Annotated in this window: 13 protein-coding genes; 1 reads left to right on the forward strand and 12 read right to left on the reverse strand. The window is 43.1% G+C overall.

Going from position 1 to position 15,414, the window contains the following annotated elements:
- Positions 1–5 precede the first annotated feature (5 nt).
- The 10 genes from CGC64_RS00810 to metA form a co-directional block, all read right to left on the reverse strand.
- Positions 6–467: a hypothetical protein gene (locus CGC64_RS00810; protein ID WP_005678265.1), complete on the reverse strand. Its 462-nt coding sequence runs from the start codon at positions 465–467 to the stop codon at positions 6–8.
- Positions 464–1,747 carry an ArnT family glycosyltransferase gene (locus CGC64_RS00815; protein WP_005678263.1) on the reverse strand — a complete coding sequence of 428 codons (1,284 nt, stop codon included), beginning with the start codon at positions 1,745–1,747 and terminating at the stop codon, positions 464–466. Before CGC64_RS00815 ends, CGC64_RS00810 begins: the two co-directional genes overlap by 4 nt.
- A gap of 121 nt (positions 1,748–1,868) precedes the next feature.
- Complete coding sequence (locus CGC64_RS00820) at positions 1,869–2,390, reverse strand: helix-turn-helix transcriptional regulator (protein ID WP_005678262.1); 522 nt, start codon at positions 2,388–2,390, stop codon at positions 1,869–1,871.
- A gap of 215 nt (positions 2,391–2,605) precedes the next feature.
- A complete protein-coding gene (locus CGC64_RS00825; RefSeq protein WP_005678260.1) occupies positions 2,606–4,159 on the reverse strand; it encodes a DUF3857 domain-containing protein in 1,554 nt (517 codons plus the stop codon).
- 6 nt (positions 4,160–4,165) lie between these two features.
- Positions 4,166–6,121: a DUF3857 domain-containing protein gene (locus CGC64_RS00830; protein WP_005678259.1), complete on the reverse strand. Its 1,956-nt coding sequence runs from the start codon at positions 6,119–6,121 to the stop codon at positions 4,166–4,168.
- A gap of 137 nt (positions 6,122–6,258) precedes the next feature.
- On the reverse strand, positions 6,259–7,632 hold the full coding sequence (locus CGC64_RS00835) for an MATE family efflux transporter (RefSeq protein ID WP_005678258.1): 1,374 nt from the start codon (positions 7,630–7,632) through the stop codon (positions 6,259–6,261).
- Between the two features lie 421 nt (positions 7,633–8,053).
- Positions 8,054–8,554 carry a GNAT family N-acetyltransferase gene (locus tag CGC64_RS00840; protein ID WP_005678257.1) on the reverse strand — a complete coding sequence of 167 codons (501 nt, stop codon included), beginning with the start codon at positions 8,552–8,554 and terminating at the stop codon, positions 8,054–8,056.
- Between the two features lie 46 nt (positions 8,555–8,600).
- Entirely contained in the window at positions 8,601–9,683 is a 1,083-nt protein-coding gene (locus tag CGC64_RS00845) for a zinc ribbon domain-containing protein (protein ID WP_081447311.1), read from the reverse strand.
- Positions 9,680–11,509 carry a peptidase U32 family protein gene (locus CGC64_RS00850; RefSeq protein ID WP_005678255.1) on the reverse strand — a complete coding sequence of 610 codons (1,830 nt, stop codon included), beginning with the start codon at positions 11,507–11,509 and terminating at the stop codon, positions 9,680–9,682. The genes CGC64_RS00845 and CGC64_RS00850 overlap by 4 nt, the downstream gene beginning before the upstream one ends.
- Positions 11,506–12,423 (reverse strand): homoserine O-acetyltransferase MetA, encoded by a 918-nt coding sequence (gene metA / locus CGC64_RS00855; protein WP_005678254.1) that lies wholly within the window; start codon positions 12,421–12,423, stop codon positions 11,506–11,508. Before metA ends, CGC64_RS00850 begins: the two co-directional genes overlap by 4 nt.
- A gap of 180 nt (positions 12,424–12,603) precedes the next feature.
- Here metA and CGC64_RS00860 point away from each other — a divergent pair, with 180 nt between their 5' ends.
- Positions 12,604–12,774, forward strand: a complete 171-nt coding sequence (locus tag CGC64_RS00860; RefSeq protein ID WP_002559159.1) for a DUF362 domain-containing protein — start codon at positions 12,604–12,606, stop codon at positions 12,772–12,774.
- A 145-nt stretch (positions 12,775–12,919) separates the two neighbouring features.
- On the opposite strand, the gene CGC64_RS00865 is transcribed toward CGC64_RS00860, so the two are convergent.
- Together CGC64_RS00865 and CGC64_RS00870 are read right to left on the reverse strand one after the other, a co-directional pair.
- Positions 12,920–14,113, reverse strand: coding sequence for a pyridoxal phosphate-dependent aminotransferase (locus CGC64_RS00865; RefSeq protein ID WP_005682573.1), 1,194 nt, complete (start codon positions 14,111–14,113; stop codon positions 12,920–12,922).
- 82 nt (positions 14,114–14,195) lie between these two features.
- Positions 14,196–15,410: a bifunctional 3,4-dihydroxy-2-butanone-4-phosphate synthase/GTP cyclohydrolase II gene (locus CGC64_RS00870; RefSeq protein WP_005682572.1), complete on the reverse strand. Its 1,215-nt coding sequence runs from the start codon at positions 15,408–15,410 to the stop codon at positions 14,196–14,198.
- Between the last annotated feature and the right edge of the window lie 4 nt (positions 15,411–15,414).

Raw genomic sequence — 15,414 nt, forward strand, 5'->3', positions numbered from 1 at the left:
AATCATTACTGACGGCAAGGATCAGTAATACTACAAACTTCAACGTAATTTGTGGCTGGACCACAGTAATACTTTTTAGCATTAAATTCTTGTACTACAGTTTCAGTAGTGGTTGTTGATGAACCAGATGAAGAGTTTGAGCCCCATGAATGATCACCTCCAATAGAACCACCTATGATTCCATTACCTACACTAATACCACCATTGATATTAGTATCGGTTCTAGTACCCGTTGTGACAGATGAAGAACTCGAGGTGGTGGTTGTTTTTGTGCATTTCACATCTGTCTCTAATTGTTTTCCCATGTTAGTTGTAGTTCCGGATGTCGTCCCCGTCTGCGCCATCACCTGCGGATGCAGTGATATCTCCATTACTCCGAACTCATTAAGCGCGTCATGCACGTTTAAGATAGTTCCTACCATTAGTAAAGCCATTCCGGCTAATACTACGATTTTGTTCTTTTTCATTGTTTCTCGTGTTTAAAATTAATACTAAGGTTAGTTTCTCTTTTCTTTAAAACTTCTTTAAAGTGTTCTTTCAAAGTATCTGAGTTCTTCCATGCAGGAGCATAACCGGCAGTGTAAACGCATAGGTATGAGCAATATAGGAATCCGGCATATAGAATCCACTTTCTTTGGCGTTCGTATAGATGATATGACAATATGGAAAGCCCAATTGCAAACGCAATATACGGTATATACAGATAGCGGTCAGCTGCAACAACGTAGCGGGGTAGCGGAATCACATGAAGCACCGGCAACAGATGTAATATGAAAAACAGCGTGCAAAAGACCAATAATGGCTTTCTGCGGTTCAGGTATATCACATATCCTATGAATAGGATAACAAATGGGTATATCCATAAAGCCATGGGTATCTTTTCGCCTACCTGAAAGGGGAAAGGATAAAGATAGGAAAGCTTGAAAGGAATAGCCGAAATCAAGAGATACTTAAATGATGAATAGCAAAGGAATATAAAACGGTCTACTATCGTATATCCTATGATTTCTTCTCCTGTATTTTTGTTGGCCACAAGGGTAACTATAAAAATGGCAATAGCAGGAATGAGATAATATACTTTTTCGATATACACTTTCAAGGAACGCATATTTCTTTTGAACAGCATCCAGTCGAACAGCAACAAGCATGGAACTATAATAACGGACTGTTCTTTGCAGCCCATAGCCAATATACTACTGACCACACTCGCTAGAAGATACTGCCATTTACTATTGCGCATATATTGTATGTAGCATATCAGTGCCGACAAATAGAAAAAAGTGCTAAGCACTATCTTCGACGCACTAATCCAGCAAACGGTTTCTACCTGAACCGGGTGTATGGCAAATAACAGTGCGGTGAAGAAGGATATACCCAATGCCTTTTTAGAATCAAAATGATTTCTTATAAAAGAATAGGCCAATAAGTACACTAAACAGGCATTAAATATATGAAACAGCAAATTACCTATATGAAAGGCTAAACTACTGTAGCCGAAGCATAGATGAATAAGCGTGTAGTATAATTGATTGATTGGGGAGTATTGACCGTTACTAATACTGTGGAATATAGTCTGCAAATTCTTCAATGATATCCCGTCGTTCGTCATCGAATTAATCACTTGCCACTGATCATCCCAATACAATTGAAATTCGTGCGAAAATATACTATAATATATCAATACAGCAACAACTGCAATAACACTCCAATGTGAGACAATCGTTTTGGCAAATGTTGATGTATTCATAGCATTAATATATTTGTTATTGTGAGACAAAGATAGTCTGGATTATAATATCATGCAATTATTGGAGGAGGACAAAATATGTAAATTATCTATACATGTACTTTATTGATTATCTGTACGTTTAATTCTTATTTATCTTCGTTGAATTGAGATTTAGGTAGACAGATAGTAGAATTTCTTCTCCTAATTTCAACTTGTTTTTTATCCTGTTTTTATACCTTTTGATTGTATTTGTCTCAATAATCAGGACTTTCGCTTGTTCAGAGATGGTGATTCCTATATAAGTAAGATAACAAACCTTCACCTCTTGAGAGGTTAGGCCAAAGGAAGAAACTATATGGCTAATATCTCCATATAATATATTGATAGCATCGTAAAGCAACAGCCAGTCTTCCTCTTTCTTGATGTGATTATATCGATGTTTCTTCAAAAGCAACAATGACTCTAAACCAACTGTCAATAATAATTCTTTTTCAGTTAATTCACTTTTAAGAGATAACTGCAATCTGAGTTTAGCTTTCAGCTCTCGATTACGCTGGATTAAATCTAGGTTCAGCTCATCTTTGTATTTCAACCTCTCCTTCAATTCAGATACTACTTTTTCTAACTGAATATCATCCTTTTTTAGTTTATCCATTTTCATGACGAGTGTTTTTTATTTGTATCCAGATTTAATGCTTCTCTATAATATAAATACACCGCAGGAGCGTCTGTCCCCACACCCCTAGGTATATTTTAACATTTCGTTCCTTCCTCATATCAAAAGGAACTTTGAAAACACTCCCCATATTCCACTTTACCGAGCAGCGTATCGAAGTCTTCTGCTGCTTCATCGCCTATAAAACAGCAGAAGACAGATTAAAATAACAAAACGCTTTCACCGGTATCCAACCATTCCGACATCAAACGATAGTATGCCGGATATTCGGCCGGAGTTATCAATTGCTTTTTCAGTTTCAAGGTACGGACAATCTTTATCTCCTTTGCCGCTTTTTTCACTGTAACTCCTACGGTACCTACCGGATTATCAATCTTCTTATCAGTCGGCAGCACTACCGGCCTCATCCCGTCAGCAACTTTCACAATACAAGTATAAGTTTCATCAGGTAAATATCTCAATAACAGATTAACCGGGCGAGTCGTATTTACAACTGTTGAACGTCCTTCATAAGCAGCCCAACCATTCCGCGCCTGTGGCAGTTCAAATTTCCGGTAACCTGCTTCCAAAGTTTTTCCGGCTTCTGCCGTCACTCGTAATGTGTCGGTTTGCGAAATAACATGGGAAACTCCTTCCAAAGTCACCGGCCGGGCGTCCATGTTGACAACAGATACAAAATCCTGTATATCGGCAATAGCATTATCAGCAACAAACAGTCTGCTGACAGCAGCGAGTCCTGCCGCATCCTTATCTTCTGTTTTAGGAAAGACAGCCTTTACTTCGGCCTGAATGCCGCTTGCCTGTTGCAAAGCAGCCAGCAAAGCCGCTTTCTCCGCTTCCGTTCCATAAGCCGAACGAATCACTTCGGCAACCGGACGCAAACGATACCCGGTTTGTGACAATGACAAACGGCAGTTTCCTAATCCTTGCACGTAAGCAGTGAGTTGTTTCGTTTTTTGCTCCGAACTTTGTGTATTGGCAGTCAGCCTCTTTGCCAGTTCAGAAACTTCTTTGTCGTTACTTTCAAATTGCCGTTTAATCACTTTCAACGCATCGGCTTTTGAAGCATACGTAGAAGCCACAATAGCCTGTACGTTACCTGCCGGCAAAGAAACAGCAAGCATACTAGGACGAGGTTGCACATTCTTCAACGCCCAGGTCACAGTCTTTACACCACCCGCTGTTTTCACCACCGGAACAGCTTTTCCATTCAATAACTCATAATGCAAAGGTTTGTTTTCGGGTACCGATACCGAAAGCACATACTCCCTGATAGGAGATAATTCCTCTATCTGCTCGCACACATCCAGTTCGGGAAGATAACCCGGACGGGTAATAACCGAGTAATCCAGATAAATAGTAGCTCCCAGCTCCAATCCGGTATGGACTACAACCATTTCTTTCAGACCATTATATGCCGGAGCATCGGCTGCAGCAGAAGGAAGTACCTCAACAAACGCGTTTTCGGGCGTCTTAACGATATTGCCATCTTTCTGACGAGTATACGATTCGTGAATCTTCAATTCTTGAAACTCCGGATTGTAAACAATAAAACTTTCGCCATACAGACGATTCATTGCCGTATGGGTAAACAATGTCAGTTCCTTTTGTACACGCATCTCCTGGCTACCGTCAGTATGCAAGATGTACGTTTTGTGCAATTTCCCGAATTCGGCTTCGGATGCCGCTTTTGCCGGAGCTACCATAAATAAGAGTACCACCAGCGTAACTATATAATAATGCATATTTTTCATTCTGCTCTACTTTTTAATCACTAAATATTCACCATACGCTTTGTGCGCATTCACAGCATTACGGAAACTATCCCAATCAGCAGCCTCATAAACACGTTTCTTCAAAGCCAGTTTGTTGTGAAGCAGCACTTTGTTTCCTTGCTGCGCCAATGAACCTTCAAAATCGGCTCCCGTACCTTGCATTGTCTCATTCTTATCGGCATTCGCCAGCTTGTATCCTGCCGGAAGTTGAATCGTTTCATCCAGTTCAACCAAACGCGAACATCCATCTTTAAAACCATACTTACGCTCTTTCAGTGAAGTATCGATACGCAAATAAGAGCGTACCTGATTATAAAGGTTATTCATCACCAACGGACGGAAGAACATCTCCTTCTCACCTTTCAATGCATAGTCCGGTATTTCATAACGGAAAGTGATTTTAATAGGTGCTGCCTGATAGTCTTTAGGATTCTTGCCGTAGTCTACGCTCAGCAATTTAGCTTTGGGAGATATGGCTAAAAGCTGGCTTTCCATTGTATTTTTCCATTCGCTCCGGAATCCGGTAGTAAAGATACGGCGGATATTACTGTCACTCTGCCCCTCGGCGGTAAGAGTGAAAGTACCGCGCAAAGTACCGTCTGCATCCAAGCGGTTATCGGCTTTGATACGCACATAATGATTTTCGGGAGCTGAAACCGGAGTGATACACAAATCAGAACCTTCGGGCACACCCGGCAGATAGTTCTGCTGCTGTTCGGCACTGCTCCATAGTTCGCGACAGAAAGGAACCCAGGTAGGATCGAGTGGCATGTATGTTCCGTTGCTCAACTTCACCACTGCCACACAGTGATTAAAATGGTCGGCAGGAATGCTTTCCACACGGCTACCCGCCATTGTCATAGCCGGATAGGCTTCGAAACCGGCCATGCGCAGGAAAGAAATCAGTGTACCCGCTATGTCTTTACAGACTCCGCAACGGTCGGTATAGTTCATCTTGGTATTGTGAAGTGTAAAGCCCTCTCCTTTTCCCATGGATATACCGGCATAACGGATATTATCAGCCACCCAATGAGTCAGCACGGCAATCTTTTCCATTTCGGTCTTCTTGCCTTTTATCAGTTCATCCACTTTTTTCTGCGCTTCGGGCAGTGGGGCAAAACTACCATAGTCTTCATTCACTTTGTTGAACCACAAAGATTTGTCTTTCCATTGAGGAGTGGAAGACATCATCAATTTGGGAGCTGCATCGAAAAGATCCACCATATTCGGCTCTCTGCCGAAAGGCATTACATTATCCATGGCAAAAGTGTATACCTTGCTATTATTTTCATAACGCATGGACGAAGCACATTCCCCCTGATAGAACTGGAATTGCAGTTCTTTCTCCATAGGAACAGCTACTTTATAAACTTTACGCACGGTGGGGGCAGCGCTCCAGAAAGGAACAATATCATAAAATTGCCCGCGCATAGGCGGGATAAAACGAGAATCGTCTTCATCACCGGCTCCAAGCAACGCATAAGTGAACCCCTTCTTGGCTATCTCATAATCCACAACATCACCGGGTTGCAAAGCGCCGATTTCGAGCATTATTTGTCTCGCTCCCCAGTAAATAGCCCGGGCAGGAGCAGCATAATCACAGGTTTTCTTTACATCCAGTTCGTCAACCTTGCCATTGGCACGATAGACGGTTACACGCTTAAACTCGGCATAGGCGGTCAGAGGGTCATAATCGTATTTAATTACCCGGTTAGCCACTGCCCCTCTCGGAGTCTGTACTTTAATCACTTTACACACAGCAAACGAGCCTTGCCCGGTAGGTTGGACAGATACCAACGTGCTATCCAGCAATGTCACGTAATCGGATGTTTCATAAGTCTTTCCCTTCGCAGTATTTTCATAAGATTTCCAGCTTTGAGCGAGCGCCGTAGCCGAAGTAAGAAGGAAACAAGCTAATGTAACTGATAGTTGTTTTCTCATGTTTTTTACTTACATTTTATTTATAAGAACAAATGTAAATAAAATCTTTGAGTATGCGAAGTTTATCTCCGATATTACTTATCGCGTCATGTGTAATCAGGGCGTTCGCCGAATATCACATCCAGCAGAAACAGAAATTAACTCGTGCGTAGTGTATTCCCCTGAATCTTTCCCAATATCTTGGGAAATTGCCAAAAGAACAACAACGTACAACATATCGCCGCTGTCGCGTCGGATATAGCTTCAGCCGCATATACACCTGTCACTCCCATAAAATGCGGCAATATCAATGCCAGCGGAATCAACAGTATTGCCTTACGCAACAAAGCAATGAAAATAGAAATCCGAGCCTGTCCTAACGCTACAAACATATTCTGGCAGGCACGCTGCAATCCGAAAATAGTCATACCGCCCAAAAATACAGGCATCGTCCAACGGACTGTTTCAATCAGTCTTTCGTCACTCGTAAACGCGGAAGCTACCGTTGAAGGAAACAGAATCATGAAAAGCATTAATAACAGGTTGAAAGAGAACATGGTTATCAGCACAATACGGAAGCATTCTTTTACACGCTGCTTATCGCCGTGCCCATAGTTATAGCTTATTATCGGAACAAATCCCTGTGCGAATCCGGTCAGTGGTACACTGGCAAACTGCATCGCACTCTGCAGAATTGTCAATGCACTGATGTAGATGTCTCCGAACTCTTTCAGGCTGCTATTAAGCACAAACCCGACCAAGCTCTCCGTGCTCGCCATAATGAACGGAGAAACTCCCAAAGCCAATATGGAAAGGATTATTTTTCTGTCCAGTTTCATATAAGGTTTCTCCAAAGGCAGAGAGGCGCGTTTGGAAAAAAGGAAAGTCAGTACCCAGGCCGCACTGCAAGCCTGTGAAAGCACTGTGGCCAAAGCTGCTCCTTTCACGCCCATATTAAACCCAAAGATGAAGATAGGGTCAAGGATAATATTCAGCAAAGCACCGATCAGAACGGAAAACATAGCAATGGCAGGACGCCCTTGTGCATTAATAAAGCTGTTCAGTCCTGTCGATATTTCTACAAATATAGTACCCAGCAGATAAATGGAAAGATAATCCACGGCATACTCCAATGTATTCGCCGAAGCTCCCGTGAAAAGGAGAATGGGTTCCATAAATGTATATGCGATAAAAGACGTAAGCAAGGTAAATAATATCAGAAGGACGAAACCATTTCCCAATATTTTACCGGCACGCACACGATCTCCCTGCCCGAGCGCAATGGCGGCTAACGGCGCACCACCGCCACCGACAATCGCAGAAAAAGAGGAAATCAAAATAATGAGGGAAGTAGTCACTCCGACACCGGCAAGCGCATCGGTTCCGATGCCCGGAATATGTCCGATATATACACGATCGACAATGCTATAAAGCAGATTGACGAACTGCGCAGCTACTGCGGGAAGTGCCATTTTAAAGATGAGCGGCAACATACGTTCCGTCCCCAGCCGTTCTTCGTATTTATTTATCATTCTACGCTTCTTTTTCTTAAATTGGCTGCAAAGTTACAAGAAAAACAAGCTTCCCGGTTTAAAGTAGAAGGATAAAATACTTTTTGTACTCTATCGATTCTTTTTTGTATTCAAAATGAGCTAAAATATCTGCCCGAGAAGCTGTACCATAAAGCTGAAAAGTATAGCATCGATCTACCACCCGCAACAGATATTATGTGGCTGTCGGCATAGCTACGGAAAGTTATTCCTACTCACTAAGAAGTACAAAGCCATAAGTTTCTTGGCGTTTCCATAGTTAGAAACTTCAGTTTCAACGCTTAGAAACTTTAGTTTCCATACGCAGAAACTCTAGTTTCCCTATAGAGAAACTCCAGTTTCCAGCCTTGAAAACCGAGTTTCAACGTTTGGAAACATTTTCTCATCCATAGACTTATGTCTATTATAACTGTTTAATAAGTTTTTTCTGATAAGCAATACGTTCTGTTCCGTTCTTCACATAAATAATGCCGCAGCGCTGAAAGCCGTATTTTGTCAGAATATGCTGCATCACTTTATTGTCCTGATGTGTATCGACACGAATATTGCCCCATTGTTCAAAACACCAGTTCAGGCAGGCATCTGATACTCCTTTCCGTTTACCGTTTGTTGCTAAACGGTGGATCACGCCATACGGTTCGTCATTGAGCCAGTTCCCTTCATAAATATGCTGGTAGGTAGGATCTTCACCTAAAATAAAACAAAAAGTTCCCAAGATTTCCCCCTGACCGTCCATACAGACAAAGCTATGGCCGTCTTCTATTTCCTGACGAATCAACGCTTCGGACGGATAGCCGCCAATCCATTGAGTTACATTTCCGTTTGTACGCATAAAGGCACGGGAATAATCATATATCTCCATGACTCTAGGAAGATCTTTTAGTTCGGTAGCTCTGATTTTCATCACTTAAAAAAGTTATTTAAAAGAATACGATAAGTCAGCAATAGAATTATTCGTTGATTGCTCCGCAATGGGGGCAGACACCTTTTTCTTTCAACTTCTCCCCGCAATGCCCGCAACAATATTTATAACGACTATTCCAATATACTTTCTTTACAAAAACAAGAATAAAAAGGATGAGGAATAAATAACCTATGTATATATGCGCCATTAAAATAAAGAAGAAATAGCAGAATATACAACAGGACATCAGTCCCAGCAGATAAAAGATTGCCGCTGCGGGGGTCAACTGCCGGAATAAATCGTCAAGCACTGCCAGAGAGACTATCACGAACAGCCAGATACTCAACAAAAAGACTGAAAGAATAAAAGGAACTTTAAAAGGCGACAAAGTAGGATTGAAATAGAAATGCTCCCATGTGTCCGGCACAAACACCTGCATTGATTCATAAACCGTTGCACTGAAGGCCATTAGCAGACACAGGAATAACGGATAAACACTGTCAATATCATTGAAATACACCATTTGCAACTGCTTCCGACGGAAGGCACGAAGTAGATAGACACCGACAAAAAGTGCAAAGATAACCACGAAATAGGAGGCGTGCGTATCACTAAACAAATGAATGGCCTGAGAAATACTATCCGTAGGGACAAAAGATCGTTTCAACTCCACTTCGCGTATCCACCCCTGTTCATCCTGCGTATGTGCCAGCTTCACCCAAACGCTATCTACACTATCGGCAGGATGTACGGCAAACTCGGCCACTACCACACGATCTCCCCGATAAAGATTTATGTACGTATCCTTGATAGGCAGGCACTCCAACAAAATGGAATCTGCCGTTAACTCCAGATTCGTATTCCATGTATAGTGCCGTTCATAAAGGTAATTCAAAGAGTCCTTCGTTTTTTGCGGCATTTCTTCGGAAGAAAGATTGGGGCGGGCATAATGGCAGGACGAAAGAAAAAACAAGCACAACAGCAAACTCACCACAGAGGACACGGAGGATACAGAGAAAAGTGTCTCCTTCCACAAGCCATTCCAACAGGCAGTTACAAAAGAAAGGGCAGAAGCTCCATATCCTCTGTGTCGTCTGTAACGAATCATTCTGCGGTGGTTCATTCTCATTGCGCTGCTTTTACTTTCATTTGACAATTCTTGCAATCGAACTCAAGACGGAACCGCTTTCCGTCATTCGACACCAGGAAATAGGGTTCTCTATAAGGCGACCGCACGCGTTGATGAATGGGACACCAACCCATACTATACCGCAAACAATGTTTGCAGAACATCAGTACCGCATCTTCCACCCGTTCTTTTTCATAAGCCCCGGCAATCTGTTGTACGCCATGTTCCTGATAAAAAGAGGCGGCACGGGTATTCATCACATTTCCCAAATACGTCAATGCGGTTTGCGGAAAAGCATGGTTGGTCGGTTTCCATACAGCGCGTTCCTGATGATAATTAATCCGGCGGGCAGCTATCAGTTTTTCCACTGCCTGACGACGGAAATCTGCCAATACGGAAGACGGCAGGAACCAGTTATCTGCAAAGGAGATTTCTATCTTCTCCGCTTCGAAAGGCGTATTGCCCAGTTTGGCAAGCTGAGTCCTCAAATGATCCGTTTGCGGCGTCCGTGCCAGTTCCTTTTCACGGGGAAGAGAAAGTGTCACACTATTATCATCTTCATCTGTCAGTGTCAGAGAAAAGCCGAAGTTATTATCGGCCAGTAATATACTTACGGACAGCTTTCTTTCGGCCGACTTACGGGAAAGTATACGTTCAAATTCCTGGTCAAAGTTACGGTAAAGTCTGGTGCGCGGCTTGATTTGCGGCATTTCCTGCGGATAGAGCTTGTTGCCGTCGACACGATTGATACGGAAGCCCTGCAAACGCCCTTGCTCGTCAATATAGCAGACACCGTCGCCGTTATTGAATGATTTCAATCCGGCAACAGTCAAATAGTTTCCACGTGCCTCTTTCATCGTGCCCATTTCTTCTCCCAAAGATTTCGGTGTATCGAAAGAGAAGATTTCCTTATCACGGCCATGCAGAAAATAATGGGTAAATCCCCGACTGAAACTCTTGTCGAGTTGCGGCCGGAAGTCAAAGCGGCAAGTCCCTGAAGAGGCCCGTACATATTCCTGACGACGGGCAAAGATAGCATCCAGTTTCTGCCGATAAGTAGCCGTGACGTTCTTCACGTAAGATACATCTTTCAACCGGCCTTCTATCTTAAATGAGGAAGCTCCCGCATCCAACAACTGTTCTAACTCATCACTCTGGTTCAAGTCTTTTAATGAGAGCAGGTGTTTATCCTTGACCATCACTTTCCCATCCGAATCTACCAGACTGAAAGGCAAACGGCAAAACTGCGCACACTCTCCCCGGTTGGCGCTACGCCCGAAACAAGCCTGGCTGACATAGCACTGCCCGCTATAACTGACACAAAGAGCCCCATGTACAAATACTTCCAAAGGAACTTCCGGGCAAGTATCATGTATCTTTTTTATCTCACGCAACGATAATTCCCGAGCCAGAACCACCTGACGGAAACCGGCCTCCTTCAAAAACTTAACCTTCTCCGGCGTGCGATTATCCATTTGCGTACTGGCATGAAGCGGTATCGGCGGAAGATTCAACTGCGTAATCCCCATATCCTGCACAATCAATGCATCCACACCTATCCGGTACAAAGCATGAATCATCTCTTCCGTCTCCTGCAATTCTTCTTCTTTCAGAATCGTATTGACAGTAACATAAATGCGGGCATTATACAAATGGGCATGTTTTACCAGTGCTTCAATATCTTCCAAAGAGTTTACAGCCGCTGCACGGGCACCGAATTTGGGTGCACCGATATATACGGCGTCCGCCCCATGATTTATGGCTTCAATTCCGCACTCCAAGTTTTTTGCGGGAGCCAGAAGTTCTATCTTACGCTGCTTTATCATTCAATATCATTAATGTTGTAAGGCGTTTCCTGATAAACAAAATAGTTCAGCCAGTTGGAGAACAACAAGTTGGCATGAGCACGCCAACGTACCAAGGGGCCTTTATCGGGATCATCGTCTACGTAATAATTACGAGGTATTTCTATTGGCAAGCCTTTATCCCGATCACGACGGTATTCGGTATCCAGTGTCAGCGGAGAATACTCCGAATGTCCGGTCACGAAAAATTCACGTCCGCCGCGAGCCATTACCATATATACGCCTGCATCTTTCGATTCGGAAAGCAAAGTCAGCTCCGGAACTTTCAGAATATCTTCTCTCCTCACCTCTGTATGACGGCTATGCGGCACATAGAAGCAATCGTCGAAACCACGGAAGATAGAATGGAAAGGTTGTAGTACCCGGTGCTCGAAAATACCGAACATCTTCTTCTCCAACGGATATTTGGGCACACCGTAATGATGATACAATCCGGCTTGCGCAGCCCAACATATATATAAGGTGGATGTGATGTGCGTACGTGCCCAATCAAAGATTTCGGTAATCTCATCCCAATAAGTCACCTCCTCGAAATCCATCTGTTCCACAGGAGCACCGGTAATAATCATACCATCGTACTTCTCGTGACGCATCTGGTCGAAATCGGTATAGAACGTTTTCATGTGCTCTATCGGCGTATTCTTGGAGGTATGGCTCTTGATCTTCATAAAGGAGATCTCTACCTGAAGAGGTGTATTCGAAAGCAGCCGCACCAAGTCTGTTTCTGTCGTAATCTTCAACGGCATCAGGTTCAGAACTACAATCCTCAACGGACGGATGTCCTGTTGCGTAGCACGGGAAGTGTCAATCACGAAAATATTTTCTTCCTTCAATAGCTCTATCGCAGGGAGTTTGTCGGGTAAATTTAAAGGCATAATCGCTATATATTAGTAATTTGGCTGCAAAAATACGAAAAATATAGCAGATATTAGGGATGTTGCTTATTTAGAAGACGTACAAATTAAGTCAATTTAATCATAGAAGCATAACAACTAATCAATAAAAGCCTTATTTTTGCCGGAGAAATTAGTACTAATAATTTAAATCTTAGAAAAATGGCTTACGTAATTAGTGACGATTGTATTGCTTGCGGAACTTGTATCGACGAGTGTCCGGTAGAAGCTATCTCTGAAGGTGATATCTATTCTATCAACCCGGATGTATGTACTGACTGTGGTACTTGTGCAGATGTTTGTCCGTCTGAAGCAATTCACCCGGCTGAATAATACAATCTACAAAAAGTATAGGCTGCTTTCCACGGAAGGCGGCCTTTTTTATTTTCCGGCACCGGATGATTTACGAAATAATTAAATAAACAGGGCGCGAATTACATAATGCAAATCGCGCCCTTATCTTTTTAAGCTATGAGTCTTATTTCAACTTAGCCAACGCTTCTTTAATACGGCGAATAGCTTCTACAATGTTTTCGTCACTTGTAGCATAGCTCATACGGATACATTCAGGAGCACCGAATGAAGTACCGCCTACACAAGCCACGTGAGCATCTTCAAGCAAGTACATTGCCAAGTCGTCCGAATTTTCAATCTTACGTTTACCGTTGCTCTTTCCAAAGAAGTAGCTACATTTCGGGAACAGGTAAAAAGCACCTTGCGGCACGTTCACTTCAAATCCCGGAACTTCCTTAGCCAACTTCACAATCAGGTCACGACGACGTTCGAAAGCTTTCTGCATTTCTTTCACCGGTTCCTGCGTACCTGTATAGGCTGCCTCAGCTGCTTTTTGAGATACGGAACAAGGACCTGAAGTGTATTGTCCCTGCAACTTATTGCAAGCTTTTACAATCCATTCCGGACCGGCGATGAAACCTATTCTCCAGCCTGTCATGGCATAAGCCTTGGATACACCGTTCACAATCACTGTACGTTCCTTCATTTCCGGGAACTGTGCAATGCTCTGGTGTGCACCGATATAATTGATATGTTCGTAAATCTCGTCAGCAAGCACTATCACCTGAGGATGTTTTGCCAATACAGCAGCCAGTCCTGCCAATTCTTCCTTACTATATACAGACCCTGTCGGATTCGACGGAGAGCAAAGAATCAATGCCTTTGTCTTCGGAGTAATAGCAGCTTCCAATTGTTCCGGTGTAATTTTGAAATCCTGTTCGATGCCGGCAGAAACAATCACGGGAGTACCTTCCGCCAGTTTCACCATTTCAGGATAACTCACCCAATAAGGAGCCGGCACAATTACTTCGTCACCCGGATTAACCAGTACGAGGATTGCGTTACAAACTGATTGTTTTGCACCATTCGCACATGAAATCTGAGCAGCTGTATATTCCAGACCGTTCTCTTTTTTCAGTTTCTCAACAATAGCATTGCGCAAAGCCGGATAACCCGGTACCGGAGAATAACGAGAAAAGTTATCATCAACGGCTTTTTTAGCAGCTTCCTTGATGTGGTCAGGAGTATTGAAATCCGGTTCTCCTACACTTAAGTTAATAACATCAACGCCTTGTGCCTTAAGCTCATTGCTCTTTTGCGACATGGCAAGCGTCGCCGAGGGCGACAAGCTGTTCAAACGATCTGATAATTGATTCATTTTGTATCTATTTTATTGTTGTTGAGTGAAATTCGCTGCAAAATAAGCGATTATATTTGATATATGAAAACGAAATGGCAATTTACTTATTAAAATGTAATGTATGCCCCATTCTTTCTTTCTTTGTTCTCAAGTATCGTTCATTATACGGGTTAGGAACTGTTTCAACAGGTACATTTTCTACTATTTCCAATCCATAGGCTTCCAGCCCTACACGTTTCACCGGATTATTTGTCAAAAGTCTCATCTTATGTACCCCCAGTTCGCGAAGAATCTGCGCACCTACTCCATAATCGCGCTCATCAGCAAGGTGTCCCAAGCAAATATTAGCGTCAACGGTATCCATGCCGTCTTCTTGAAGTTTATAAGCTTTCATCTTTTCCATTAAACCGATACCACGACCTTCCTGGTTCAGATAAACAACGACACCTTTTCCTTCTTTTTCAATCATCTCCATTGCTTTATGCAACTGCTCACCACAATCACAGCGCTGTGAACCGAGAATATCTCCGGTAGCACAGGACGAATGGACACGCACCAAGATCGGTTCATCTTCATTCCATGTACCTTTAAATATAGCCATGTGTTCCAATCCGTTCGATTTCTGACGGAAAGGGATCAGACGGAACGCTCCGTGTTCGGTAGGCATATTTACTTCTACCCCTTTTTCTACAATTGATTCCTGCTTCAGACGGTAGACTATCAGGTCGTGAATAGAAATCAGTTTCAATCCGTGTTCGTCCGCCATTGCGCGAAGTTCGGGAAGACGGGCCATTGTGCCGTCATCGCTCATGATTTCCATTAGAGCACCTGCCGGATAAAGGCCGGCCAAACGTGCCATGTCAACCGTTGCCTCTGTATGTCCGGCACGGCGAAGTACTCCTTTTTCCTGTGCGTACAACGGATTGATATGTCCGGGACGTCCGAAAGTGGCCGGTGTAGAAGCAGGATCAGCCAATGCCTGAATCGTAGCGGCACGGTCAGCAGCAGACACTCCCGTTGAACAGCCTTCCAACTTATCAATCGTAACCGTAAAAGGAGTTCCCAATACAGAAGTATTGTCGCTCACCTGATGCGGCAAATCCAGTTCCTTGCAACGGGATACTGTGACAGGTGCGCAAAGTACTCCACGTGCGTGTTTCAACATAAAGTTAACTTTCTCGGGAGTTATTTTTTCAGCGGCAATAATCAGGTCACCCTCATTTTCGCGGTCTTCATCATCTACTACTATAACAAACTTGCCTTCTTTGAAGTCAGCAATCGCATCTTCTATTCTATCCATTTTAATTTCTTCCATAACA

The organism is Bacteroides caccae (assembly GCF_002222615.2).
Classification (GTDB): Bacteria; Bacteroidota; Bacteroidia; order Bacteroidales; family Bacteroidaceae; genus Bacteroides; species Bacteroides caccae.

What these genes read in the sequence shown, in the direction of transcription:
- CGC64_RS00810 (WP_005678265.1), bottom strand. Translation starts at nt 467, where the DNA reads ATGAAAAAGAACAAAATCGTAGTATTAGCCGGAATGGCTTTACTAATG.
- CGC64_RS00815 (WP_005678263.1), bottom strand. Translation starts at nt 1,747, where the DNA reads ATGAATACATCAACATTTGCCAAAACGATTGTCTCACATTGGAGTGTT.
- CGC64_RS00820 (WP_005678262.1), bottom strand. Translation starts at nt 2,390, where the DNA reads ATGAAAATGGATAAACTAAAAAAGGATGATATTCAGTTAGAAAAAGTA.
- CGC64_RS00825 (WP_005678260.1), bottom strand. Translation starts at nt 4,159, where the DNA reads ATGAAAAATATGCATTATTATATAGTTACGCTGGTGGTACTCTTATTT.
- CGC64_RS00830 (WP_005678259.1), bottom strand. Translation starts at nt 6,121, where the DNA reads ATGAGAAAACAACTATCAGTTACATTAGCTTGTTTCCTTCTTACTTCG.
- CGC64_RS00835 (WP_005678258.1), bottom strand. Translation starts at nt 7,632, where the DNA reads ATGATAAATAAATACGAAGAACGGCTGGGGACGGAACGTATGTTGCCG.
- CGC64_RS00840 (WP_005678257.1), bottom strand. Translation starts at nt 8,554, where the DNA reads ATGAAAATCAGAGCTACCGAACTAAAAGATCTTCCTAGAGTCATGGAG.
- CGC64_RS00845 (WP_081447311.1), bottom strand. Translation starts at nt 9,683, where the DNA reads ATGAGAATGAACCACCGCAGAATGATTCGTTACAGACGACACAGAGGA.
- CGC64_RS00850 (WP_005678255.1), bottom strand. Translation starts at nt 11,509, where the DNA reads ATGATAAAGCAGCGTAAGATAGAACTTCTGGCTCCCGCAAAAAACTTG.
- metA (WP_005678254.1), bottom strand. Translation starts at nt 12,423, where the DNA reads ATGCCTTTAAATTTACCCGACAAACTCCCTGCGATAGAGCTATTGAAG.
- CGC64_RS00860 (WP_002559159.1), top strand. Translation starts at nt 12,604, where the DNA reads ATGGCTTACGTAATTAGTGACGATTGTATTGCTTGCGGAACTTGTATC.
- CGC64_RS00865 (WP_005682573.1), bottom strand. Translation starts at nt 14,113, where the DNA reads ATGAATCAATTATCAGATCGTTTGAACAGCTTGTCGCCCTCGGCGACG.
- CGC64_RS00870 (WP_005682572.1), bottom strand. Translation starts at nt 15,410, where the DNA reads ATGGAAGAAATTAAAATGGATAGAATAGAAGATGCGATTGCTGACTTC.